At 70.4% G+C, this 23,408-nt stretch carries 18 protein-coding genes, 2 tRNA genes and 1 pseudogene; 7 read left to right on the forward strand and 14 right to left on the reverse strand.

All coding sequences use genetic code 11. The features are described from left to right. Positions 1–50 precede the first annotated feature (50 nt). Positions 51–731: a carboxylesterase family protein gene (locus AB0N03_RS10180; protein WP_364368324.1), complete on the reverse strand. Its 681-nt coding sequence runs from the start codon at positions 729–731 to the stop codon at positions 51–53. 3 nt (positions 732–734) lie between these two features. Between AB0N03_RS10180 and AB0N03_RS10185 the strand changes: the two are divergent. Next, a pseudogene (locus tag AB0N03_RS10185) lies at positions 735–923 on the forward strand (LuxR C-terminal-related transcriptional regulator); the annotation flags it as partial. A 259-nt stretch (positions 924–1,182) separates the two neighbouring features. On the opposite strand, the gene AB0N03_RS10190 reads toward AB0N03_RS10185, so the two are convergent. Beyond that, on the reverse strand, positions 1,183–1,860 hold the full coding sequence (locus AB0N03_RS10190) for an HU family DNA-binding protein (protein ID WP_364368327.1): 678 nt from the start codon (positions 1,858–1,860) through the stop codon (positions 1,183–1,185). 1,115 nt (positions 1,861–2,975) lie between these two features. On the opposite strand from AB0N03_RS10190, the gene AB0N03_RS10195 reads away from it, so the two are divergent. Next, positions 2,976–3,389, forward strand: a complete 414-nt coding sequence (locus AB0N03_RS10195) for an Lsr2 family protein (protein WP_364368330.1) — start codon at positions 2,976–2,978, stop codon at positions 3,387–3,389. A gap of 308 nt (positions 3,390–3,697) precedes the next feature. Here the strand turns inward: AB0N03_RS10195 and AB0N03_RS10200 are convergent. From AB0N03_RS10200 to gltX, 4 genes are all read right to left on the reverse strand, one after another. Next, positions 3,698–3,773: transfer RNA gene (locus tag AB0N03_RS10200), tRNA-Glu, on the reverse strand. Between the two features lie 102 nt (positions 3,774–3,875). Beyond that, positions 3,876–3,947, reverse strand: a tRNA-Gln gene (locus AB0N03_RS10205). Positions 3,948–4,006: 59 nt separating this feature from the next. Next, positions 4,007–4,741 (reverse strand): HAD family hydrolase, encoded by a 735-nt coding sequence (locus AB0N03_RS10210; RefSeq protein ID WP_364368969.1) that lies wholly within the window; start codon positions 4,739–4,741, stop codon positions 4,007–4,009. Between the two features lie 202 nt (positions 4,742–4,943). Beyond that, a complete protein-coding gene (gene gltX / locus AB0N03_RS10215) occupies positions 4,944–6,422 on the reverse strand; it encodes a glutamate--tRNA ligase (RefSeq protein ID WP_364368333.1) in 1,479 nt (492 codons plus the stop codon). A 104-nt stretch (positions 6,423–6,526) separates the two neighbouring features. Between gltX and AB0N03_RS10220 the strand changes: the two genes are divergently transcribed. Beyond that, positions 6,527–7,765: an FAD-dependent oxidoreductase gene (locus AB0N03_RS10220; RefSeq protein ID WP_364368336.1), complete on the forward strand. Its 1,239-nt coding sequence runs from the start codon at positions 6,527–6,529 to the stop codon at positions 7,763–7,765. A gap of 63 nt (positions 7,766–7,828) precedes the next feature. Here the strand turns inward: AB0N03_RS10220 and AB0N03_RS10225 are convergent, their stop codons facing one another. From AB0N03_RS10225 to AB0N03_RS10250, 6 genes are all read right to left on the reverse strand, one after another. Further along, positions 7,829–8,599 (reverse strand): fumarylacetoacetate hydrolase family protein, encoded by a 771-nt coding sequence (locus AB0N03_RS10225; RefSeq protein WP_364368339.1) that lies wholly within the window; start codon positions 8,597–8,599, stop codon positions 7,829–7,831. A 4-nt stretch (positions 8,600–8,603) separates the two neighbouring features. Beyond that, positions 8,604–10,235, reverse strand: coding sequence for a citramalate synthase (gene cimA, locus AB0N03_RS10230; RefSeq protein ID WP_364368342.1), 1,632 nt, complete (start codon positions 10,233–10,235; stop codon positions 8,604–8,606). Positions 10,236–10,524: 289 nt separating this feature from the next. Next, a complete protein-coding gene (locus AB0N03_RS10235; RefSeq protein WP_364368345.1) occupies positions 10,525–11,562 on the reverse strand; it encodes a 3-isopropylmalate dehydrogenase in 1,038 nt (345 codons plus the stop codon). 228 nt (positions 11,563–11,790) lie between these two features. After that, positions 11,791–15,153 carry a S8 family serine peptidase gene (locus AB0N03_RS10240; protein WP_364368348.1) on the reverse strand — a complete coding sequence of 1,121 codons (3,363 nt, stop codon included), beginning with the start codon at positions 15,151–15,153 and terminating at the stop codon, positions 11,791–11,793. A 231-nt stretch (positions 15,154–15,384) separates the two neighbouring features. Beyond that, the gene (gene serA, locus AB0N03_RS10245; RefSeq protein ID WP_364368351.1) at positions 15,385–16,983 is read right to left on the reverse strand and encodes a phosphoglycerate dehydrogenase; all 1,599 of its coding nucleotides are present in this window, start codon (positions 16,981–16,983) and stop codon (positions 15,385–15,387) included. A gap of 90 nt (positions 16,984–17,073) precedes the next feature. Then, complete coding sequence (locus AB0N03_RS10250) at positions 17,074–17,673, reverse strand: helix-turn-helix domain-containing protein (protein ID WP_364368354.1); 600 nt, start codon at positions 17,671–17,673, stop codon at positions 17,074–17,076. Positions 17,674–17,760: 87 nt separating this feature from the next. Here AB0N03_RS10250 and AB0N03_RS10255 point away from each other — a divergent pair, with 87 nt between their 5' ends. The 4 genes from AB0N03_RS10255 to AB0N03_RS10270 all read left to right on the forward strand — a co-directional run bounded on the left by AB0N03_RS10255 (position 17,761) and on the right by AB0N03_RS10270 (position 22,009). Then, complete coding sequence (locus tag AB0N03_RS10255; RefSeq protein ID WP_364368357.1) at positions 17,761–18,660, forward strand: TIGR03620 family F420-dependent LLM class oxidoreductase; 900 nt, start codon at positions 17,761–17,763, stop codon at positions 18,658–18,660. Next, positions 18,657–19,469 (forward strand): TIGR03620 family F420-dependent LLM class oxidoreductase, encoded by an 813-nt coding sequence (locus AB0N03_RS10260; protein WP_364368360.1) that lies wholly within the window; start codon positions 18,657–18,659, stop codon positions 19,467–19,469. Before AB0N03_RS10255 ends, AB0N03_RS10260 begins: the two co-directional genes overlap by 4 nt. Positions 19,470–19,747: 278 nt before the next feature. Beyond that, positions 19,748–21,076, forward strand: coding sequence for an ankyrin repeat domain-containing protein (locus AB0N03_RS10265; RefSeq protein ID WP_364368363.1), 1,329 nt, complete (start codon positions 19,748–19,750; stop codon positions 21,074–21,076). A gap of 69 nt (positions 21,077–21,145) precedes the next feature. Then, the gene (locus AB0N03_RS10270; protein WP_364368366.1) at positions 21,146–22,009 is read left to right on the forward strand and encodes a nuclear transport factor 2 family protein; all 864 of its coding nucleotides are present in this window, start codon (positions 21,146–21,148) and stop codon (positions 22,007–22,009) included. Here the strand turns inward: AB0N03_RS10270 and AB0N03_RS10275 are convergent. Next, on the reverse strand, positions 22,006–22,284 hold the full coding sequence (locus AB0N03_RS10275; RefSeq protein WP_155545093.1) for a DUF397 domain-containing protein: 279 nt from the start codon (positions 22,282–22,284) through the stop codon (positions 22,006–22,008). The two genes, AB0N03_RS10270 and AB0N03_RS10275, sit on opposite strands and share 4 nt — an antisense overlap. Positions 22,285–22,389: 105 nt before the next feature. Beyond that, positions 22,390–23,403 (reverse strand): ketol-acid reductoisomerase, encoded by a 1,014-nt coding sequence (gene ilvC / locus AB0N03_RS10280; RefSeq protein WP_323331932.1) that lies wholly within the window; start codon positions 23,401–23,403, stop codon positions 22,390–22,392. Between the last annotated feature and the right edge of the window lie 5 nt (positions 23,404–23,408).

Below are 23,408 nucleotides of genomic sequence, written 5' to 3' on the forward strand. Positions count from 1 at the left end.
GCGACCGGCCGGGGGTGCGGACGGTTTCGTCCTCACCGCCGGCGAAGTCATTACCACCTGATCACGCGGGTCCCGGTCCCGCGAACCGTGAACGACCGGGCCGACGCGAACTCGAGCCCCACCGGGCGATGCCCCCGAACTGCACCAAGCGAACCCGGGCTGCCACCAGGTCGTCCAGCCAGTTGCGCCTCGGTGATCGGCTTGCCGAGCAGCCGGTAGACGCCGGAAACGAGGCGCTGCTCATCGCTGGTGTGCCCGGACACCACGGGCCGCCCCGGCCGGGCCGGCGGCGCGACGCGGGGATCCGCGGGCAGCGTGGGGGCGCCGAAGCCCGCGGCCGTCACCGCGCCGGTCCGGGTGAGCAGCTTGGCCACCGGCAGTTCGCGCAGGCACGCGAGCACGTCACTCCGGCAGCCCAGTCCGGCCGCGACCTGGACGTCGGACCGTTCGGCGTCGGCCAGCGGCCGCCAGAACGAGCCGAACGCCTTCGAGCCGGGGCCGGCGGCGTTGGCCGCGAGGGTCGTGTCGCAAGAACCGCTCTGCAGCACCGCCTTCGCGAACAGGTCGCGGGCCGCCGGTGAGGTCAGCTGCCCGCACACCGCGACCGCGCCACCGGACTGCCCGAACAGCGTGACGTTGCCCGGGTCGCCGCCGAACGCGGCGGCCGACCGCCGCACCCACTCGAGTGCGGCCTGCTGGTCCTGCAGCCCGAAGGTGCCGCCGTCGGTCACCGCCTCAGCGGCCGCGAACGCGACGTGCTGGCGCTGCTCGGAGAAGGCCGCACCAACGCCGACATCGCGAGCCGGCTGTACCTCAGCGAAGGCACGGTCAAGGGACTCGTGTCCCGGCTGATGACCCACCTCGACCGCACCAACCGCACTCAGCTGGCGCTCCTCGCCGCGCGCAACACCGACCGGCTGTGACCGGCGTCGGGAACCGCGATTCCGTGGCGCCGCACGCTCACCGCGCGAATCCGGTCACCTGCCAGTCCGTCGCGCGAGATCGCGAACAGCCACGGTGTCCGTCCGCCGTAACCGCACCGGAACCCGGCGGCTCGCTTCGATCACCGGCCGGATCGGCAAACCGAATCCGGGTAACGAGCGCCGGGACCGCTCGGCCTCCTCCACGCCGAAGGGCCCCGCACCTGCTGGTGCGGGGCCCTTCCGGTGCTGCCGAGTCCTGTTACTTCTTCTTGGCCGCCGAGGTGCGCTTGGCCGGGGCCTTGGCGGCGGCGGGCTTCTTCGCCGCTGCCGTCTTGGTGGCGGCCGGCTTCGCGGCAACCTTCGCCCGCGTGGTGGTCGCCTTCGCCGTGGTGGCCTTGGCCGCGGTCGCCTTCGCCGCGGTCTTCGGGGCCGCCTTGACGGCGGTTGCCCGGGTGGCGGTGGCCTTGGTGGCGGTGGCCTTCGCGGCCGGCTTCGCCGCGGTGGCGCGGGTCCGCGTGGTCGTCGCGGCCGGCTTCGCAGCAGCGGCCCGCGTGGTGCGGGTCGTCGTCGCCTTGGCCGGAGCCGCGGCGGCGGCCTTGGTGGCGGTCGCGCGGGTCGCCGTGGCGCGCTTGACCGGGGTGGCCTTCGGGAGCTTCTTGGAGCCGGAGATGACGTCCTTGAAGGTGGTCCCGGCGCGGAAGGCGGGAACGTTGGTCTTCTTGACCTTCACGGCCTCACCGGTACGCGGGTTGCGGGCGGTGCGAGCGGCGCGGGCGCGCTTCTCGAACACACCGAAGCCGGTGATGTTGACCTTTTCGCCCTTGTTGACCGTCCGGATGATGATGTCCACGAGACCGTCAACGGCCTGCGAAGCCACCTTCTTGTCATCGCCCAGGCGCTCCGACAGCGCCTCGATCAGCTGGGCCTTGTTCGTCATTCCAGTCCTCCATAGTGGAACCAACAGTCAGGCCCATCGCGGCCGACATCACACAGAGTATTACCAAGAGGCACGAAAATCCAAACAGGGTGACCGGGAACTCCGTTGTGTCGCCGGGGAATCCGACCTCGGCATCGCCCGTCCGAGCCTGATCCTCCGGCACGGAAACACAGGGAGCGGCCGCTGACCTGCGATTTCACCGAGCTGACGAGTCATGTCCATATAGGACAAGGTCGCTCATTCGCTCAACCGTTCGACCTGAAATCGTGAGAAAACCCAAGCGGGTCAAGGAGTAGCCCTGGCCGTCGCCGCCCGCACAGGCGCTCGGCTTGGTGCCGTAGGAGTAGTCCTCGGGCACCGCGGAAGCTCCGAAGACTCCTCGCCGCGGCCGGCGACGGGTCACGCCGTCGACCGGGCTCGACCCGGCCCGCACCTCGATCGCCGCCAAGGGCACCGGGTTCGACCCGGCGGCCAACGACGGCAAGGGGTTCGGCGTCCGCGTCGGCCCGGCCAAGGACGACGTCCGCACCGCGACCGGCTTCCAGGCGAGCAAGCTCGTCGAGAGGACGCCGTCGGCACCGCAGGTACCGCTCGAGGACGACGGCACCTGGGGCTCACCGTCACCGTCAAGGCCGTCACGCGGGAACCTGCTGAGGTGCCGCCCTGCTGGTGGCCGGCGGCGGTCTCGTCCTGCCGACCCGGCGGCGAGCCGTCCGGAAGTGAAATTCCCGGTGGGGTGGCGGGTCTCCCGCCGTGGTCCAGGCCGCGGATGGGATGGCGGCTTTCCGCGAGCGGCGGCCAGCGTGAATACCGCTCGCCGATATTTCTCCGCCCCGGAAACCGGATTCTCCCGCCCGGCGCGGAAACCGGATCGGAGCGGACATCGACCGCCCCGCCGCGTACGTTGCCGGCCCGAGGCCCCGCGCGTGCAACTTGCAGATCCGCGTTGCTCCTTGCCGTCGTTCGCGGCCATAAGGTGGCTTCCCGTATTTGCGCCGGCCGGAAGATATCTCCCCAAACCGGCCGGTATGGATATACTCCGCGAAGGAGCACCACATTCGTGCGCTCGGTCACCACCGCCACTTTACTGGTATATACCGCTTCAAGGAGCAGGAATGGCCCAGAAGGTCCTCGTCGAGATGCTCGACGACATCGACGGAACCCCCGCCGCCCACACCGTCCCCTTCACTCTCGACGGCGTCATGTACGAAATCGACCTGTCCGACGAAAACGCTTCCGCGCTGCGCGACGAACTCGCCCGCTACATCGCGGCCGGCCGGCGCACCGGTGGCCGCAAGGTCCGCGTCGCGACCGGCCAGTCGGCCACGACCAGCACGAGCGACCGCGAGCGCAACCAGCAGATCCGCGCCTGGGCGAACGCGAACGGCTACGACGTCTCCGAGCGGGGACGCCTCTCCTCCGAGGTGATTTCCGCTTACGAATCCGCTCAGGCCGCGGAAGCGGCCGCGCCCGCGGCCGCCCCGCGCAAGCGTGCCCCGCGCAAGAAGGTCGCCGCCGCGAAGAAGTAGCCGTGGCGACGGCAGATCACTGGGGAGAGATCACGCGGTCATTCCGGAGGTCCGTCGGCGGCGAGGACAACGCGCCTTCGTCGCCGACGGCCACTTCTCCCCGGCCGCTCGCCAGGGCGCCCAGGGAGCTCCTGGAGCGCTTGCGGGCACGATCGCCAGGGGACGTCGAACGAACCCTCCATTTGGCCGCCGCCGCACCGCACGGTGATCAGCTGCCCGAGACCGCTCGAACCCGCGAAAAGAATCTCCACCGCGGGAGCGCACACCAAAAAGTCCGCCTGACCTGGGTCAGACGGACTTCGAGTGGCTGGTACCCCCGATGGGATTCGAACCCACGCTACCGGCGTGAGAGGCCGGCGTCCTAGGCCGCTAGACGACGGGGGCTTAGGATCTTTCCCTGGTCTCCCAGGGGCTTTTCTGTTTTTCTTGCTGGAGAGAACTTACCAGAGGCGATTACTCGCCCTGCAAGGGGGTCACTCTCCGCAGCTGGGGTACCAGGACTCGAACCTAGACTAACTGGACCAGAACCAGTCGTGCTGCCAATTACACCATACCCCAGTGAGGTACCCTGCGGACCTGAACCACCGGTCCGGCTCAGCACCGCACGAGGAGAAATACTAGAGCACGCCGTTCCGAACGGTGAACGCGGGGGTGCCACTTCCGCGCTGGGCGGGGACGCCGATCGTCGCGTACTCCGAAACCAGCAGCTCAGGCAGCTCGGCCAGGGCCGCCACCCGGTGGACGCCCTCGGGGGCGCGCTCGCCGATGTCATCACGGTCGAGCCAGACCGCGCCGAGGCCCGCGTCGCGGGCGCCGATCGCGTCCGTGTCCAGCTTGTCCCCGACGTGGACGGCCTGGGCAGGTGCGCAGCCCAGGCCGAGGCAGACCGTGTGGAACATCACCGGATCGGGTTTCGCGACCCCCAGTTCGCCGGCGATGGCGACGTGGTCGAAGAACGGCGCCAGTCCCAGATCGGCGATCTTCTTGCGCTGGTGCACGCCCGAGGCGTTCGTCACGGCGGCCAGCATCACGCCGGCGGCGCGCAGCCACTCAAGACAGTCGAGGACGTCGTCGAACAGCTGCCACGAATGGTCGAGCAGCTCTCTTCGGCGACGCTCGAACGAGCTCACCTGCTCCTCGTCGGCGAGGATGCCGATCTCCGCGAGGAAGCAGTCGGTGCGCCGCTGGTGCATCGTCGCGTAGTCGAGCTCGCCGGCGACGACGAGGGCGACGTGCTCCTCGGTGATCAGGTCCCACAACGGCCACAGGTCGCCCCGGCCGGTCAGGATGTGGAGGCTGCGGCGGATCGCGGCGGTGCAGTCGATCAGCGTGTCGTCGATGTCCAGGCACACCAGCCGCAGTTCCGGCGGCGCCCAGGGCTCGGGCGCCGCCTCGACGGGGGCGGTTCGCGACGGGGTCCGGGGTGCCAGGGCGAAATCCACCCAGTGAGGCTAGGGCAACCGCAGCGTTCGCGACGCTGCCAAAGAGGTGATTGCCGTTGCCCTGTTCCGGCGCAGCGGCTCTACTCCCAGTTGGCGAACCGTCTTCTTTCGGTTATCCGACCAATGCGCGGCGAAGACGTCCCAGTGAGACAGCACGGCCGAGCAGTTCCATCGACTCGTACAACGGCGGCGAAACGGTCCGTCCGGTCACGGCGACGCGAACCGGCGCGAAAGCCTTGCGGGGCTTGAGACCCAGACCGTCCACAAGAGCGTCTTTGAGCGCCTGCTCGATGGCCTCGGTCTCCCACGACGGCAGCGCCTCGAGCGCTTCGACCGCCGCGGTGAGCACCGGCCGCGCGGCTTCGCCGAGGTTCTTCGCCGCCGCGTCTTCTTCCGGCGCGAAAACGTCCTCTTCGGTGAAGAGGAAACGCACCATCGCTGCCGCGTCCGAAAGCACCGTGACGCGTTCCTGCACCAGCGGCGCGATCGAGTTCAGCCGGGCCAGCTGCTCCTCGCTCGGCGATTCCGGAAGGACACCCGCGGTGACCAGATAAGGCGTGACGCGCTTCACGAACTCGGCCGCGGGCAAGGCCCGCACGTGGGTCCCGTTGATCGCTTCGGCCTTTTTGAGGTCGAAGCGCGCCGGATTGGCGCTGACCTTGGTGACGTCGAAGGCGGCGATCATCTCCTCGACGCTGAAGACGTCGCGGTCGTCGGCGATCGACCAGCCGAGCAGGGCCAGGTAGTTGAGCAGGCCCTCGCGGATGAAGCCGCGGTCGCGGTAGTTGAAGAGGTTCGACGAAGGGTCGCGTTTGGACAGTTTTTTGTTGCCCTCGCCCAGCACGTACGGCAGGTGGCCGAACTGCGGCGTGAACTCCGCGACGCCGACGCGCTTCAGCGCCGCGTAGAGCGCCAGCTGGCGGGGCGTCGAGGGCAGCAGGTCCTCGCCGCGCAGCACGTGCGTGATCTTCATCAGCGCGTCGTCGACCGGGTTCGTCAGCGTGTAGAGCGGCTCGCCGTTGGCGCGCACCAGCACCGGGTCCGGGATCGTGTTGGCCGGGAAGGTGATGTCGCCGCGCACCAGGTCGGTCCAGCCGAGGTCGCTGTCCGGCATGCGCAGGCGCAGGACCGGCGCGCGCCCCTCGGCGCGGTAGGCGGCGCGCTGCTCGTCGGTGAGGTCGCGGTCGAAGTTGTCGTAGCCCAGCTTCGGGTCCATACCGGCCGCCTTGCGCCGCGCTTCGACCTCTTCGTTGGTCGAGAACGCTTCGTACAGCTCGCCCGCTTCGAGGAGCTTCGCGGCGACGTCGGCGTAGATCGCGCGCCGCTCGCTCTGGCGGTACGGGCCGTACTCGCCGCCGGCCTCGGGGCCCTCGTCCCAGTCGATGCCGAGCCAGCGCAGCCCGTCGAGCAGCTGCTCGTAGGACTCCTGCGAGTCACGCGCGGCGTCGGTGTCTTCGATCCGGAACACCAGTTGCCCCTGGTTGTGCCGGGCGAAGGCCCAGTTGAACAGCGCCGTGCGGATCAGCCCGACGTGCGGGGTGCCGGTCGGCGAAGGACAGAAGCGCGCGCGAACCACCGATGTCTCACTCATAGCCCGATCAGCGTATCCGTCGCCACATCGCTTGACGCCGGGGACCGGCCGGGTGCATCCTCGGTTTATTCAACAAGCGATGAATAGATGGGGAGATGGTGGAGATGACCGAGCGCACGGGCTGCGTCGTCATCGGTGGCGGGCCGGCCGGGATGGTCACCGGACTCCTGCTGGCTCGGGCCGGCGTCGAGGTGACGGTGCTGGAGAAGCACGCCGACTTCCTGCGGGACTTCCGCGGGGACACGGTCCACCCGTCGACGCTCACGCTGCTGGACGAGCTGGGCCTCGGCGAGAAGTTCCACGCGCTGCCGCACAGCGAGCTGACCGCGGCGGGATTCCCCCAGGAGAACGGCGAGATGATGAAGCTGGCCGACTTCACCCGGTTGAAGGTCCCCCACCCGTACATCGCGATGGTGCCGCAGTGGGACTTCCTCGACCTGCTCGCCGAGAGCGCGCGCAAGGAGCCGACGTTCGTCCAGCGGATGGAGACGGAGTGCACCGGCCTGGTCCGCGAGCACGGCCGGGTCGCCGGCATCACCTACCGCACGGTGGCCGGCGAGACCGGTGAGCTCCGGGCCGACCTGGTGATCGCCGCGGACGGGCGCTGGTCGCTGGCCCGCCGCGAGGCCGGGCTGGTGCCGCGGGAGTACGACTGCCCGTTCGACGTCTGGTGGTTCCGGCTCTCGCGCGGCGACGGCGAAGCCGGCAACATGCTGCTGCCGAAGATGCGGGACCGCCGCTTCGCGGTGCCGCTCCCCCGGCCGGACTTCTACCAGGTCGCCTACCTCGCGCCGAAGGGCGAAGACCTGCGCAAGCCGGGCATCGAGGCGTTCCGCGAGAACGTGACGCAGATCTGCCCCGAGTTCCACGACCGGGTGCACGAGCTCGAGACGATGGACGACGTCAAGTTCCTCGACGTGCGGCTCAACCTGCTGCGCAAGTGGCACACCGACGGCTTGCTGTGCATCGGCGACGCGGCGCACGCGATGTCACCGATCGGCGGGGTCGGCATCAACCTCGCGGTGCAGGACGCGGTCGCGGCGGCGACGCTGCTGGCCGAGCCGCTGCGCCGCGGCCGCCCCACCCAGAGCGACCTGGCGAAGGTGCGTTCGCGGCGGCTCGCACCGACGCTGATGGTGCAGGGGCTGCAGCGGCTGATGCACCGGACCGTGGTGCGGCAGGTCATGGCGGGCAAGCGCAACGGCCCGCCGGCGGCGATGATCAAGGCGTTCGCGCGGTTCCCGAGGCTGTCGTACTTCCCGGCGCGGCTGCTGGGTCTGGGGCTGCGCCCGGAACACGCCCCGGCCTACGCGCGGCGCCCGATGGAGCCGGTGCAGCGCTGAAAAGCCGTGAAGGCCACCTTCAGGAACTACAAGTTCCTCAAGGTGGCCTTCACGAACTTCGGGTCAGACGCTTTCGACCGGGTTGGTCAGGGTGCCGATGCCTTCGATGGTGATCGAGACGCTCTGGCCGCCCTCGATCGGGCCGACGCCCTCGGGCGTGCCGGTCAGGATGACGTCGCCCGGCAGCAGCGTCATGACGCCGGAGATGAACTCGACCAGCTCGGGGATCTTGTGGACGAGGTCGGACGTGCGGCCGTCCTGCTTGAGCTCGCCGTCCACCTCGGCCTTCAGCGCCAGGTCGGACGCGTCGAGCGACGTCTCGATCCACGGCCCGAGCGGGCAGAACGTGTCGAAGCCCTTGGCGCGGCCCCACTGGCCGTCGGACTTCTGGAGATCGCGGGCGCTGACGTCGTTGGCCACGGTGTAGCCGAGGATCGCGCTCGCGGCGCGGGCGGCCGTCACGTTCTTCACCGGCTGCCCGATGACGATGGCCAGCTCGCCCTCGAAGTCGACGCGGCCGACGTTCGACGGACGGCGGATCGCCGCGTTCGGGCCGACGACCGTGGTGGACGGCTTGAGGAACAGCATCGGGGCGCCGGGCACCTCGTTGCCGAACTCGGCCGCGTGCTTGGCGTAGTTGCGGCCGACGGCGATCACCTTGGACGGCAGGATCGGCGCGAGCAGCCGGACGTCGGCCAGCGGCCACCGCTTGCCGGTGAAGTTGGGCTGGCCGAACGGGTGCTCGGCGATCTCCAGGACCTGGGCGTCGTCACCGTCCCCTTCGACCGAAGCGAACGCGACTCCACCGGGATGAGCAATACGGGCTAGGCGCACGGCGTCAGTCTACGTGCGCCCCACCCGTGACCGGGGCCACGGTGGTGCTCTTGTGGACGAGCGCGTCGCACAGGGCCAGCCAGCTGGCCTCGACGATGTTCCCGTGCACGCCGACCGTGGTCCACTCGCGCTCGCCGTCGGTGCTCTCGACCAGCACGCGCGTCACCGCGTCGGTGCCCGGGTGGCCCTGGAGGATGCGGACCTTGTAGTCGGCGAGCTCCACACTGTCCAACCAGGACAGGTGCGGGGAGAGCGCCTTCCGCAGCGCGGCGTCGAGGGCGTGCACCGGCCCGATGCCCTCGGCGGTGGCGATGACGCGCTGGCCGCCGACGTGCACCTTGACCGTCGCCTCGGAGACGACCTCGGCGTCGGCGCGGTGGTCGAGGACCACGCGGTAGGACTCGAGCTCGAACGGCGCCTCGGCGGGGACGTCGGCCTCCTGGCGGAGCAGCAGCTCCAGGGAGGCGTCGGCGGCCTCGAAGGACCAGCCTTCCGCTTCGAGGCGCTTGACCTTGGTGATGGCGCTCGTCAGCGCCTCGGGCCGGCCGGCAAGGTCGACCCCGAGCTCACGTCCCTTGAGCTCGAGGCTGGCCCTGCCGGCCATCTCGGTGACCAGTACCCGCATGTCGTTGCCGACGGAAGACGGATCGATGTGGTTGTACAACAACGGATCCACCTTGATCGCGCTCGCGTGCAGTCCCGCCTTGTGGGCGAAAGCCGACGCCCCTACGTAAGCCTGGTGGGTGTAGGGGGCGAGGTTGGCGATTTCGGCAAGGGCATGGGAGACCCGGGTGAGCTCGGCGGCACCTCCGGTCGGGAGGACCTCCATCCCGAGCTTGGTCACCAGGTTTCCCGTCACGGCGAAGAGGTCGGCGTTGCCGGCCCGCTCCCCGTAACCGTTGGCGGTGCACTGGACGTGCGTCACGCCGGCCTGCACCGCGGCGACGGAGTTCGCCACGGCGCAGGAAGTGTCGTCTTGACAGTGGATCCCGAGGCGGAATCCCGTCTTTTCCTTGATGGTCTTGACCGTTTCGGCGAGACCGAGCGGCAGCTGGCCGCCGTTGGTGTCGCAGAGGACGAGGACGTCGGCGCCCGCGTTCCCGGCGGCGTCGAGGATCCTCAGCGAGGTTTCGGGTGAATACGCGTAGCCGTCGAAGAAGTGCTCGGCGTCGAGGAAGACCCGCCGGCCTTCTTTCGTCAGGAACGCGACGGTGTCGCGGACCATCGCGCAGGCTTCCTCGACGTCGACGCGCAGGGCGCGTTCGATGTGCCGCAAATCGGATTTGGCGACGAGCGTGATGACCGGCGCTTCGCTCTCGAGGAGGGCGCGGACCTGCGGATCGGTGTCGGCGGTGGTGCCGGCCTTGCGCGTGGCGCCGAAGGCGACAAGGGCGGCGTGGTGGAGTTTCAGTTCGCCCTTCGCCGCACGGGCGAAGAACTCCGTGTCCTTGGGGAGCGCCCCGGGCCAGCCGCCTTCGATGAACCCGACGCCGAGCTCGTCCAGCAGCCGCGCGACGGCCAGCTTGTCCTGGACGGAGTAGGAGATGCCCTCACGCTGCGCACCGTCGCGCAGGGTCGTGTCGTAGAGGTGGAAGGCGTCGCCGAGGGGGGTATCGGCGGGCTCCTTGCGGGTCACGGTCTTCTCCTAGTGCAGCGTTTCGGGGCAACAAAAAAACCTCCCGCATGGGTGCGAGAGGTTGCGCGCCGGGAGCTCTTGTGGAGCTATCGTCCGGCGCGCTCGATGATAATGATCGCGAAGCTGGTCACGACCGCATCATGCCACAGGGTTTCGGCGGAAGTCCACAACCTGGGTCAAGCTCCCACCATCCGGGAATCCCCCCTCGTGCACCCAAAAGCCGTGAAGGCCCCCTTCCCGGCTCAAGAAGCCGGTAAGGGGGCCTTCACGGAGTACGGGGAAAGCGGTCTCAGCCGGTGCGCACGTTGGACGACACCAGCGCCGCCAACCGGTCACCGACAGCCGTGGTCGCACCAGGCGAAGCCTGGTCCCGCGTGGCCAAATCGAACGCCACCGAAGCCTCGATGCGCCGCGCCGCTTCCTTCTGGCCCAGGTGGTCCAGCAGGAGCGCCACCGACAGCACCGCCGCCGTCGGGTCGGCCAGACCCTGGCCCGCGATGTCCGGCGCCGAACCGTGGACCGGCTCGAACATGCTCGGGTTGCGGCGGGTCATGTCCAGGTTGCCGCTGGCCGCGAGGCCGATGCCGCCCGTCACCGCCGCCGCGAGGTCGGTGAGGATGTCGCCGAACAGGTTGTCCGTCACGATCACGTCGAACCGCGACGGGTCCGTCACCAGGTGGATGGTCGCCGCGTCCACATGCGAATACGCGACCGTCACGTCCGGGTGCTCCAGCGAGACCTCTTCGACGATCCGCGACCACAGCGAGCCGGCGAACGACAGCACGTTGGTCTTGTGCACCAGCGTCAGGTGCTTGCGCGGGCGGGCCTCGGCGCGGCTGAACGCGTCCGCGACCACGCGCCGGACGCCGTACGCCGTGTTGGTGCTGACCTCCGTCGCGATCTCGTGCTCGGTGTCCTTGCGGATCAGGCCACCCGTGCCCGCGTACGGGCCTTCGGTCCCTTCGCGCACGACGACCATGTCGACGTCGCCCGCGTCGGCCAGCGGTCCCCGGACACCCGGGTACAGCCGCGCCGGGCGCAGGTTGACGTGGTGGTCCATTTCGAACCGCAGGCGCAGCAGGAGCCCGCGCTCGAGGATGCCGCTCGGCACACTCGGGTCGCCGACCGCGCCCAGCAGGATCGCGTCGTGCTGGCGGAGTTCGCCGAGCACCGACTCCGGGAGCAGCTCGCCGGTCGCGTGCCACCGCGCGGCGCCGAGGTCGTAGTTCGTGATCTCCGCCGTCGGTACTACCTCACCGAGCACCTTCAGCGCCTCGGAGACCACCTCGGGCCCGATCCCGTCTCCTGGGATCACCGCGAGCCGCATCCACACACCTCCGTCGACGAGGCCACCGGATGCACCGATGGCCCACCGCAACAAAACGCCAGCAGCCGGAAGGTTACCGGCCGTAGACAAACGGCCGTAGCCGCACCACCCTTATGCCGCATCCTCCCGCAGGGTGAGACACCCGATCGGGTGAACGGAAGCGGGGCGCCCCCGGCGGAATCCCGCCGGAGACGCCCCCGTTCCCGCATGGATCGATCTTGCCGCGGACTACCGGTGACCAGCCCCGATCGGCTGACGGTCGGTGCCCGGCCGGGCGCCCTGGGCGGCGTCCACCTTGACCACGTTCGCCCGGTTGCCCGCGGCGTTGTGGTGCTCGATGGCGAGCAGCCCGAGTGCCTTGTCGGCCGCGGCCGAGGCCGCGTTCCGGTTCACGACCAGCGCCGTTCCCGGCTTCGCGACGTAGCCCAGCGCGGCGTCGCCGCCGCCCTGCACCGAGTAGCCCGGGGCGAGCGCGTCGAACGAAAGCGGCGTGCCGACGTAGTCGATCAGCCCGTTCGTCGTGCCCGGCGCGACGTAGAAACCGCTCACGCCCACCGTGTAGGAGATCCGGTGGCTGTCGGCGTTCGCGTCGATGCCCAGCGCCGCCAGGGAAACCGGCAGGGTGACCACGTTCGTGTCGAACACGTTCGTGTCCACGTCACCGAGCTGGCCGTTGACGGCCTGCACGTCGACCTGCGGGAAGCCCGCGGTCAGCGCGACCGTGACGGCCAGCAGCACGTCCGTGGACGTCGCCTTGGTCACGTAGGTCTCGAAGTCCGGCGTCCCGTCCCCGGTGGTGTCGATGTCGACGAACGGCGAGGTGTTGCTGCCGATGTTCGCCCAGTCGCCCCAGGTGGACAGGCCGAACGCGAGGATCGCGTTCTCCGGCTCGCCCTGCTCCTTCGTCAGCGGCGCGGTGGACGCCGCCCCGATGTAGCGGAGGTCGCCGCCCTTGGCCGTCTTGTTCACCGTGCAGTCGGTGACCACGTCCGCGTCGCACTCGGGCAGCTGCGGGGACTCCGCCTGCAGCTCGAGCACGCTGATGAGCGAGCGGTACCGCTGCGCGCCGGAGCCCTGGTCGACACCCTTGCCGCTCAGGTTCAGCACGGCCTGGGTGGCGTCCGGCGCGAACTTGACCGACGGCGGCGTCGAAATGGTCGAAACCGGCTTGGGTGCCGCGTAGACCGAAACCCGCAGCGGCACCTTGGCCCCGCTGACCGGGGTGAAGGCGACGCGGCCCGAAGCGTCGGCGACGAACTGTCGCGCCAGGCCGGCCTGGGTGGCCTGCATGGTCGGGTCCATGACCTTGCGCAGCGCCTTCGGGTCGGTGATCTTCAGCGTCACCTTGACCTTGGCGGTGCCGCGCGGGGTCAGCTTCACCGACGGCTTGTCCACTGTGTACTCGACGCCCGGCAGCGCGTTGACCGCCTGGTAGGCCACGGTGTACTCGGCGGGCGTGACGCCCTTGTTGACCAGCTTGATCGTCTTCGACAGCGTGACGGGGCCGCCGGCCTCGACCGTGCCGAAGCTGACGCTGACCGCGCCCGGGTCGTCCTGGACGTAGGCGAGCACCTGGTTGTCCAGCGCCGCCTTCGCGTCGATCCGGCCGCTGCCGACGCGCTGCGGCGCGTAGGTGTGGCCCGCGCCGTCGCCGACGTCGTGGCCGGCCGTGTCGATCACCGAGGCCTTGACCTCCTCGACCGACCAGTCCGGGTGGGACTGGCGGACCAGCGCCGTGATGCCCGCGGTGTGCGGGGCGGCCATCGACGTGCCCGAGAGCACGGTCCGGCCGTTGCCGCTGCCGCGGAACGCCGAGGTGATCGTGTCACCGGGGGCGGCGACGTCCGGCTTGAGCGCCGGGCCGCGGGTGCCGCGCGAGGTGAACGAGCTCGGGGTGTCCACGATGGTCTTGTCGTAGGTCTGGATCGAGGCGCGCCCGGCGCCGTAGAGCCGGACCTGCAGCGTGCCCGCGGTCAGCGCCGCGCGCAGCGTCTTGGTCGCGGAGCCGGTGAACTGGAACATCGGGATCGCCGCGTTGCCCGCGATGCCCGCGCTGAAGTGCTCCAAAGTGGACGAGAGCAGCGCGCCCTTCGCCCCCGCCGCCTGGGCGTTGTTCGCCCGGGCCGCCGAACCGCAGGCGCGGGTCGAGTCGTTGTCGTCCCACTCCAGCCAGACGAACTTGCCGGCGGCCTTCGCCTTGTCCTCGGCGGAGTACGGCGCGCAGCCCGCGCTGTTCGCGCCCGCCAACGCGACGACCGGCGCGGTCAGGTCCAGCGTGTCGTAGCCGGTGTAGTTCTGGCTGTATTGCCCGGTCTTCTGGCCCGCGGCGTTCGCGGGGGCCTTGGCCTCGGCGGCGTCGCGCAGGATGCCCGCGTCGCGCGTGCTGGCGACGGTGAGCGCCTCCGGGGTGTTGCCCGGCGACCCGGCGATGTCGTTGATGTCGCCGCCGTTGCCCGCGGAGATCACCGGCAGCACGTTGTTCGCGGCGAGCTTGCGCACGAACAGCGAGTCCGGGTCGTCCGGCGCGCCGAAGTCGGAGCCCAGCGAGAGGTTGACGATGTCGAGGTGGTCGGTGAAGTCGCCGTCGCCGTCCGGGTCGAGCGCCCAGTCCAGCGCCTGCGAGGTGACGTTCGTCGAGCCCGCGCAGCCGAACACCTTGATGGCGTAGAGGAGCGACTTCGGCGCCGTGCCCGGGCCGATCTGCATCTCGTCGACCTTCTTGGCCGTGAGCTTCTTGTAGTCGCCCTTGAAGGTCTTGCCGTCGGCGGTGACGCCGAAGCCGCCGATGGTGCCGGCGACGTGCGTGCCGTGCTCACCGCAGGCGAGGGGGTTCGGGTCCGGCGCCGGGGTGGTCTTGCCGGGCGTCGCGGCGTCGTAGTCGTCGCCGACGAGGTCGGTGCCGCCGACGACCTTCGCGCTCGGGAAGAGCGGGGTCGGCTTGCTGCGGTCGACGCCGTCGTACGCGGCTTTCGTGCCGGGGCCGCCGAAGTCGGCGTGGGTGTAGTCGATGCCGTCGTCGATCACGCCGACGCGGACGTTGTCGCCGAACTTGCCGGTCTGCTGCCACGCGGCGAGCGTGTTGGTCAGCTGCTCGGCGCTGGCGTTGGTGCGGGTCTTCGGCACGACCGTGCGCACCGAGACGACGTCCGCGCGCTTGGCGACCTCACGCAGCTTCGCGGCGTCGGCCGTGACGACCACGCCGGGGACGGCGTTGGCGGTCTGGGTGACGACCTGCGGCTTGGCGTCGGCCGAACGCAGCTGGCCCAGGACCGAGTTCACGGCGGCGGCCGTGTCGTCCTTGGCCGCGCGGGCCGCCCGCTTGGCGGATTCCTTGCCCTGGGGCTGCGCGGCGGTGAACGCGTCGACGGCGGGCTTCTTGGCCAGCTCGACGAACGCGGTGACGCGGCCCTGCGCGGCGGCCAGGCGCGGCGCGACCTTGCCCTGCAGCTTCGCGTCGTCGATCTTCGCCGGCGCCACCCCGTCGGCGAGCGGTGCGTCAGCAGCACTCGCGACGGGCGCGCCCAGCGCGGCGGCCAGCACGACGGCGAAGAACGCCGTCGTGACGCGAGCGGGTAAGCGGGATCTGCTCATGAGTCGGCCCCTTACTCGAGGTCTGGACCCGAACCTGCCTGCCGCTCCTGACACCCCCGACGGTGAAGCGCGGCACAGCGCCGTGCCCTCGACGGCGCGTGGTTCGACCTCGCGGGGAGAACTTAATGCCCCAAAACACCTACTTACGTAGGCAAAGGACTCCGTTACGTGAATGTGATTGCGTGACGAAGGCCCCCTGTCGGGTGACAGGGGGCCCTCGAAAGCGTTACGTCAGTTGAAGTCGACCGCACGGATCGTGTGCGCCCCGACCGACGCACCGATCGGCTCCAGCAGGTGCGCGTCGATGTGGCGGTCGACGCGCAGGAGCATCACCGCGTCGGAGCCGTCCGTCGTCTGGCTGATCTGCGCGGCCTCGATGTTGATGCCGGCCTCGCCGAGCAGCGTCCCGACGCGGCCCATCACGCCCGGGCGGTCGCCGTACTCGACCAGCAGGACGGTGCCCTCGGCCCGCAGGTCGAAGCCGCGGCCGTTGACCTCGACCAGCTTCTCGACCTCGTCCTTGCCGGTGACCGAACCGGACACGGTCAGCACCGCGCCGTCGGCGTGCACCGCGCGCACCGTGATCAGGCTGCGGAACTTGGGGCTTTCCGTCTCGGTCTCCAGCTCGACCCGCACGCCCAGCTTTTCCGCCAGCTGCGGCGCGTTGACGAACGTGACCTGGTCCTCGACCACGCCGGTGAACACCCCGCGCAGGGCCGCCAGCTGCAGCACCCCGGTGTCCTCGCTGGAGATCTCGCCCTTGACCTGCACGGTCACCGACGTCGGCGCCGTCGGGTTCAGGGCGGTGAGCAGCTGGCCGAGCTTCTGGGTCAGCGTCAGGTACGGGCGGACGTGCTCGCCCACCGCGCCGCCGCCGGAGACGTTCACCGCGTCCGGCACGAAGTCGCCGCGCAGCGCCAGCAGCACGGACTTCGCGACGTCGGTGCCCGCGCGGTCCTGGGCCTCGGCCGTCGACGCGCCCAGGTGCGGCGTCACGACGACGTTGTCCAGCTCGAACAGCGGGCTGGCCGTGGTCGGCTCGGTGACGAACACGTCGATGCCGGCGCCGCCGACGTGACCCGAACGCAGCGCGTCGGCCAGATCTTCCTCGACGATCAGCCCGCCGCGGGCGGCGTTCACGATGATGACGCCGGGCTTGGTCTTCTTCAGCGCCTCGGCGTCGATGAGGCCCTTGGTCTCCGGGGTCTTCGGCAGGTGGATGGAGATGGCGTCGGCGCGCGACAGGAGCTCGTCGAGCGTCACGAGCTCGATGCCGAGCTGGCTCGCGCGCGCGGCCGAGACGTAGGGGTCGTAGGCGATGATGTGCGTGTCGAACGCGGCGAGGCGCTGGGCGAACAGCTGGCCGATCTTGCCGAGGCCGACCACGCCGACGGTCTTGCCCTGCAGCTCCACACCCGAGAACGAGCTGCGCTTCCACTCGCCGCCGCGCAGGCTCTGGCTGGCGGCCGGGACCCGGCGCGCGACCGCCAGCAGCAGGGCGACGGCGTGCTCGGCGGCGGAGACGATGTTCGACGTCGGCGCGTTGACGACCAGGACCCCGCGCTCGGTGGCGGCGGGCACCTCGACGTTGTCCAGGCCGACACCGGCCCGGGCGACGACCTTCAGCTGGGTCGTGGCGCCGAAGACCTCGGCGTCGACCTTGGTGGCGGAGCGGACCAGCAGCGCGTCGGCACTCTTCACCGCCTCGAGCAGCGCGGGCCGGTCCGTGCCGTCGACGTGCCGGACCTCCACCTCGTCACCGAAAACACTCAGCACGGAAGGGGCGAGCTTCTCCGCGATGAGAACGACGGGCTTGTTGGGCTTGCTCACGATGCGGCTCCCACTATCTGGTCATTTCCAGGACGCTCTGGGTCGACAAAAGGGTCTCAGCACGCCGTTGTGCCCCGGTCGAGGCGGAGTTTAACCCGCAGGAGCACCCGCTGGCTTCTCACGGTGTTCACTCGCCCGTAATCCCTCGAAAACAAGAGCCAGGAGGCGCTGCATGCCGCCCGGGCCGGGCAGGTGCCCACCCGCCCAGGATGCCGCGTGGAGCAAGAGAAGAAGCTCGTCCGTGGTGACGTCGGGGCGAAGCTCGCCTTCTCGCTTGGCGCGTTCCACCAGATGGGAACCGGCTTCGCGCATCGCGTGGCACGACGCGTACAAACGGGACGATTCGTCGCTGAGCGCGTCGGCGGTCAATTCCACCAGACCCCGGAACGTGCCGGTGGCGTCGCCGAGCCCGGACAGCCAGGCCTGCAGGGCGGCCAGCGGCTCGGCATGGGCGAGCAGCGCGCGCGCCCGCTCGGCCTGGGCGTCGAACCGGGCGCGCAGCAGGGTTTCGAGCAGGGCCTCCCGGGTCGGGAAGTGCCGGTAGAGCGTGCCGATGCCGACCCCCGCGCGACGCGCGATGTCTTCCAGCGACGCCTCGACGCCGTGCTCGGCGAAGGCGCGTTGCGCCTCTTCGAGGAGGCGCTCGTAGTTGCGGCGGGCGTCCGCGCGCATCGGCTTGACTTCGGTCATCGCCCTTCCGACCTTACCGGGTAGCCAATCGGAGGCTGCCTCCGTATATTAACCGGAGGCAGCCTCACATTACCGGAGGGAACGAGGATGACCCTGGTCGAAGACACACGAGCCCGGCTCGGCGCGATCGGCGCCTGGCTGCCGGGCGCGCCCCTGCAACCACCTCCGGACGTCGAGCGCGCGGCCACCCGCCGGCTCGCCGACGCCGGCTACCGCTCGGTGTGGAGCGGCGAAGGACCCGGCACCCGCGAGGTGTTCGCCCACTTCGGCGACCTGCTCGCCTCGGTGCCGGACGTCGTGCTCGGCACCGGCATCGCGAACGTCTGGGCCCGGCCGGGACGCACCGCCGAGAAGGGCGGCGCGACGCTCGCGCACGCCCACCCGGGCCGGTTCGTGCTCGGCGTCGGCATCGGGCACGCGTTCCAGGCGGCGAAGTACGGCGAGGAGTACCGGCCGCTGGACCGGATGCGCGCCTACCTGTCCGAAATGGACGTTGCGGCGACGGAAAACCCCGCACCGGTGGCGTTTCCGCGCGTGCTGGCCGCCGTCGGGCCGCGGATGCTGGAACTGTCGCGCGCCGGCGCGGACGGCGCGCACCCCTTCGCCCAGCCCGTCTCGCACACGCCGTACGCCCGCGAGATCCTCGGGCCGGACAAGCTGCTGATCCCCCAGCAGACCGTGCTGCTCGGCAGCCGCGAGGACGCCCGGGAGAGCGTGCGGCGCCGCGTGGCGCAGTCGCGCGAATACTCCGTCACGGTCTACCTCGCGGGCTGGAAGACGCTCGGCTACACCGAGGCCGACATCGCCGGGCCGAGCGACCGGTTCGTCGACGACCTCGTCCTCTGGGGCGACGGCGGAACCATCGCGAAACGCCTGGACGAGCTGCTCGACGCGGGCGCGGACCACGTTCTGCTGACGCCGTCCGCCGAGTCGTTCGAGTCCACTGTGGACCTGTTGGTGGAGCTGGCCCCGGCGGTGGTCCGATGAGCGTCGGGATCTGGCAGTTCTTCGACGGCGCCCCGATCTCCGAGGTGCGCGAGACGGCCGTGGAGATCGAGGAGCTGGGCTTCGACGCGGTCTGGTTCGGCGAGTACGGCGGCCGGGAAGCGTTCACCCAGGCGGCGCTGCTGCTCGCGGCGACGTCCCGGCTCACGGTCGCCACCGGGGTCGCGCGGTTCGACCAGCGGTCCCCGCTGGCGGCGGAAGGCGCTGTCCGGGCCCTGGGCGAGGCCTACCCGGGCCGGTTCATCGCGGGCCTCGGCGGCCACCGGCCGGGCGCGCGGCCGCTGACGGCGCTGCGCGAGTACCTCGACGGGATGGACGAAGCCGAGCTGCCGGGGCTGCCACCGCCGTCCCCACGGCCCCGCCGGGTGCTCGCGGCGCTGGGGCCGAAGCTGCTGGACCTGGCGGGCGAACGCGCCGACGGTGCCCACCCGTACTTCGTCCCGCCGGAACACACGGCCATGGCCCGGGACCGGCTCGGGCCGGGCAAGTACCTCGCGGTCGAGCAGGCCGTGGTCCTGGACGCGGCCCCCGACGTGGCCCGGGAGCACGTGGACCTGTACGTCCGGCAGGCCCCGCACCACCAGGCCAACCTGCGCCGGCTCGGCTTCACCGAGGAAGACCTGGCCGACGGCGGCAGCGACCGCCTGGTCGACGCCCTCGTCGCGACCGGCGAACAGCAGATCGCCGACCGGATCCGGGCCCACCTCGACGCGGGCGCCGACCACGTCTGCGTCCAGGTCCTGGCCCGCACGGCCAAGTCCTACCGCCGCCTGGCCGACCTGCTGCCGTGATCAGAGGGTCGACTCGCGTGATCAGGAAGTCGACACGCGTGATCGGGGCGACGACACGGCCCGCATCGCCGTGTCGACCCTCCCATCACGCGAGTCGACCCTGCAATCACGCGTGCTGACCCTTCCTTCACGCCGGGGTAGGGTGACGGGACGCGGTGAGGGCCGCGTCCCGTCCGCGGAAAGGGCCGAGCCCACCCCCGCAGCACCGCACCACCAGCTCCGCACCTTCTTTCCTGCCCGGTGCCGGCGGACCACGGGCGTCGAGGGAAGGAGGCACCATGGGCGTGCTGCCCGCCAAACCCAGCCTGGACCAGCTCCGCAAGCGCGCGAAAGAGCTCGCGCGCGCCGAAGGCGTCAAGCTCTCCGAAGCGCAGTTCCGGATCGCCCGCGACCACGGGTTCCCGAGCTGGCCGAAACTCCAGGCGTACGTCCGGCGCGTCACGGAACACGACGAGACGCTGCAGCACCCGTACCACCAGGACGTCCACTACTACGCCGAGCGCGCGCTCGGCCTGCTCGCCTCGGCCGAGGACGACACTCCCGGCGCTCGAGAGCCCTTCGAGCGCCGGGGCCAGCCGTTCACCCGGGACGGCGCACTCGTGGTCGTCGCCCGCGAGCACGGTTTCGTTTCCTGGCGCGCACTCCGCGACCACATCAAGTCCCTTGTGGACAGTGGCGAACCGTTCGCGCGGGCGTACCGGGCGGTCGAAGCGCGGGACCCCGAAGCCCTGAAAACGCACCTCGACGAGTTCCCCGGCCTGATCACCGCCCGCGGTACCAACGGCAACGACCTGCTCGGCATGGCCGGCGCCACCCACGACGAGCGGCTCAGCAAAATCCTGCTCGACCACGGCGCTGACCCGGCCCGCGGCAACGTCCACGGTTGGACACCGCTGCACCAGGCCGCCTACAGCAACCTCCCGCTCCTGCTCGACCTGCTGCTCGACGCGGGCGCCCCGGTCGACGTCTCCGCGCGCGGTGACGGCGGCACTCCCCTGGTCGTCGCGCTGTTCTGGGGTCACCGCGAAGCCGCGGAGAAACTGGCGCCGCACAGCCGCGCGCCGGGAAACCTGCGCGTCGCGGCCGGGCTCGGCGACGCGGACCTGCTCGACGAACTCCTGCGACCCGGGCACCCCGCAGCCGGCGCGCACCGGGCCTTTTACCGTCCGCACAGCGGTTTTCCGGCCTGGCACCCCACCGGCGACCCCGCCGAGGTCAAGAACGAGGCCTTGGCCTGGGCCGCCCGCAGCAACCGCGTCGACGCGCTGAACACCCTCGTCGCACGCGGCGCGCGTCCGGACGCCGACGTCTACCGCGGCACGGCCTTGGCCTGGGCGGCCGCGACCGGGCGCGTCGCCGCGATCCGGGCGCTGCTCGACCTCGGCGCCGGCGTGAACCACGTCGGCACGTTCGGCGGCCCGAACCACGGCGAAGGCATCACGGCCCTGCACCTCGCCGCACAGTCCGGGCACCTGGAGGCGATCCGCGTCCTCGTCGAGAACGGCGCCGACCTCCGGGCCCGGGACGCGCTCTTCGACAGCACGCCGGAGAAGTGGGCGGACGTGTGCGAGCAGCCGGCCGCCCGGGACCTCCTGCGCACCCTGTAGACAACCGGAGTCTGTAGTCCGTATCGTCAAGACGGACTACAGACTCCGTTTTGCCCCCTGGGAGGATCCATGAACTCACCCCGCGACGTGTTCGCCGCCCTGTCCGACGGCATCAGCGAAGGACGCTTCGACGAGCTTTCCGCGCTCTACGCCGAGGACACCGTCGTCGAGCACCCCCAGGCCGTTCCGCGGCCGACGCGCCTGACCGGCCGCGACGCCCTCCACCAGCGGTTCACCGGTGTCCTCGCCGGAGCGGTGCGGCTCAAGCGCAAGAACGTGGTCGTCCACGAGACCACGGACCCCGAGGTGATCGTCGCCGAATACGACTACGACGCCGAGTCGGTCGAAACCGGCCGGACGACCACCACGGCCAACATCCAGGTGCTGCGCGTCCGCGACGGCCTGATCGTCCACTCCCGCGACTACCACGACTACCTGCGGCTCGCCGCGATCCGCGACGGCCTCGACCAGGTCGCGAAGGCGTACGAGCAGGCGCCGCCGCGTGAGCTTTCGCCGGTCACCCCGGAAAGCGACGGGACGGTGTTCGAGCGGCTGGTGCACGGCGTGGCGGGCGGCCGCTGGGACGAACTCCCGGAGCTGTACGCCGAGGAAACCCACGTCACGCACCCGTTCCTGCCGGGATCGGCGGCGTCGCGGACGCGCGACGAAATCCGCGAGCACTTCCAGGCGGGCAAGGCCATGAAACCCGCCTTCGCGGTCGCCGACCTGGTCACCTACCAGGGCACCGACCCCGAGGTGCTGATCGGCGAGTTCGCCTACCAGGGCGAGTACGGCGGAAAGCCGGTGCGGATCGCCAACATCTTCTCGATGCGCGTGCGCGACGGCCTGATCGTCGAATCCCGCGACTACGGCGACCACCTCGGCATCGCGGGTGACACCGGGCAGATCCCGCAGCTGGCGGCGAAGCTCTAGGCCTCGGCGAGGTCCTCGGGCAGGTCGAACTCGCCGTCGCGGACGCCCTTGACGAACGCGTCCCACTCCCCCGGCGTGAAGACCAGGATGACGCCGTCCGGCTTCGACGACTGCCGCATCGCGGTGTAGGTGACGCCGTCGGTGTGCTCGATGAAGGCGTACTCGACGCAGTCGTCGAGGGTGACGCCCTCGGGCTCGGCCCGGATCCACTCGGCCTTCGTGAAGTCGAGGTGGTGCCGGATGTGCGCCTTGTCGTCGACCGGCTGCTCACTCATGTCGCCAGCGTAGCGAAACGACCACCGAACGCACTGAAGGGGACGCCCGCACCTGCACGGGCGTCCCCTTCAGCGTTCTCCGAAAAGCCGTCTTGCGAAAAAAGATCAGGCGGTCTCGGTGATCGGCCGGTCCACCCACGACATCAGGTCGCGCAGCTTCTTGCCGGTCGCCTCGATCGGGTGCTGGTTGCCCTGCTCCTCGAGCTTGGTGAAGTTCGGCCGGCCGGCCTCGTCCTCGGCGACCCATTCGCGGGCGAACGTGCCGTCCTGGATCTCGCCGAGGATCTTCTTCATCTCTTCCTTGACCGCCGGCGAGATGACGCGCGGGCCGCGGGTCAGGTCGCCGTACTCGGCGGTGTCGGAGATCGAGTAGCGCTGGCGCGCGATGCCGCCCTCGTACATGAGGTCGACGATCAGCTTCAGCTCGTGCAGCACCTCGAAGTAGGCGATCTCCGGGGCGTAGCCGGCCTCGGTGAGCACCTCGAAACCGGTCTGCACCAGCGCGGACGCGCCACCGCAGAGCACGGCCTGCTCGCCGAAGAGGTCGGTCTCGGTCTCCTCGGTGAACGTCGTCTTGATGACGCCGGCACGGGCGCCACCGATGGCGGCCGCGTAGGAGAGGGCGAGCGCCTGGGCGTTGCCGGTGGCGTCCTGCTCGACCGCGATGAGCGCCGGGACGCCCTTGCCGTCGACGAACTGGCGGCGGACCAGGTGGCCCGGACCCTTCGGGGCGACCATCGCGACGTCGACGTTGGCCGGCGGCTTGATCAGGTCGTAACGGATGTTGAAGCCGTGCCCGAAGAAGATCGCGTCGCCGTCCTTGAGGTTCGGCGCGATGTCCTGCTCGTAGATGAAGCGCTGCTTCGTGTCCGGAGCCAGGATCATGATCAGGTCGGCTTCGGCCGACGCCTCGGCCGGGGTGAGCACGCGCAGGCCCTGCTCCTCGGCCTTCGCCCGCGACTTGGACCCCTCGGGCAGGCCGATGCGGACGTCGACGCCGGAGTCGCGCAGGCTCAGCGAGTGGGCGTGGCCCTGGCTGCCGTAGCCGATCACGGCGACCTTGCGCCCCTGGATGATCGAGAGGTCGGCGTCGTCGTCGTAGAAGATTTCCACTGCCATGGGGG

It is taken from the genome of Amycolatopsis sp. NPDC051061 (genome assembly GCF_040682935.1).
Classification (GTDB): domain Bacteria; phylum Actinomycetota; class Actinomycetes; order Mycobacteriales; family Pseudonocardiaceae; genus Amycolatopsis.

Excerpts from the sequence above, each read along its gene's own strand:
- AB0N03_RS10190 (WP_364368327.1), bottom strand. The coding sequence starts at position 1,860 with ATGACGAACAAGGCCCAGCTGATCGAGGCGCTGTCGGAGCGCCTGGGC.
- AB0N03_RS10255 (WP_364368357.1), top strand. The coding sequence starts at position 17,761 with ATGACCCTGGTCGAAGACACACGAGCCCGGCTCGGCGCGATCGGCGCC.
- AB0N03_RS10270 (WP_364368366.1), top strand. The coding sequence starts at position 21,146 with ATGAACTCACCCCGCGACGTGTTCGCCGCCCTGTCCGACGGCATCAGC.
- AB0N03_RS10275 (WP_155545093.1), bottom strand. The coding sequence starts at position 22,284 with ATGAGTGAGCAGCCGGTCGACGACAAGGCGCACATCCGGCACCACCTC.
- gltX (WP_364368333.1), bottom strand. The coding sequence starts at position 6,422 with ATGAGTGAGACATCGGTGGTTCGCGCGCGCTTCTGTCCTTCGCCGACC.
- AB0N03_RS10220 (WP_364368336.1), top strand. The coding sequence starts at position 6,527 with ATGACCGAGCGCACGGGCTGCGTCGTCATCGGTGGCGGGCCGGCCGGG.
- AB0N03_RS10265 (WP_364368363.1), top strand. The coding sequence starts at position 19,748 with ATGGGCGTGCTGCCCGCCAAACCCAGCCTGGACCAGCTCCGCAAGCGC.
- ilvC (WP_323331932.1), bottom strand. The coding sequence starts at position 23,403 with ATGGCAGTGGAAATCTTCTACGACGACGACGCCGACCTCTCGATCATC.
- AB0N03_RS10260 (WP_364368360.1), top strand. The coding sequence starts at position 18,657 with ATGAGCGTCGGGATCTGGCAGTTCTTCGACGGCGCCCCGATCTCCGAG.
- AB0N03_RS10235 (WP_364368345.1), bottom strand. The coding sequence starts at position 11,562 with ATGCGGCTCGCGGTGATCCCAGGAGACGGGATCGGGCCCGAGGTGGTC.
- AB0N03_RS10250 (WP_364368354.1), bottom strand. The coding sequence starts at position 17,673 with ATGACCGAAGTCAAGCCGATGCGCGCGGACGCCCGCCGCAACTACGAG.
- AB0N03_RS10240 (WP_364368348.1), bottom strand. The coding sequence starts at position 15,153 with ATGAGCAGATCCCGCTTACCCGCTCGCGTCACGACGGCGTTCTTCGCC.
- AB0N03_RS10195 (WP_364368330.1), top strand. The coding sequence starts at position 2,976 with ATGGCCCAGAAGGTCCTCGTCGAGATGCTCGACGACATCGACGGAACC.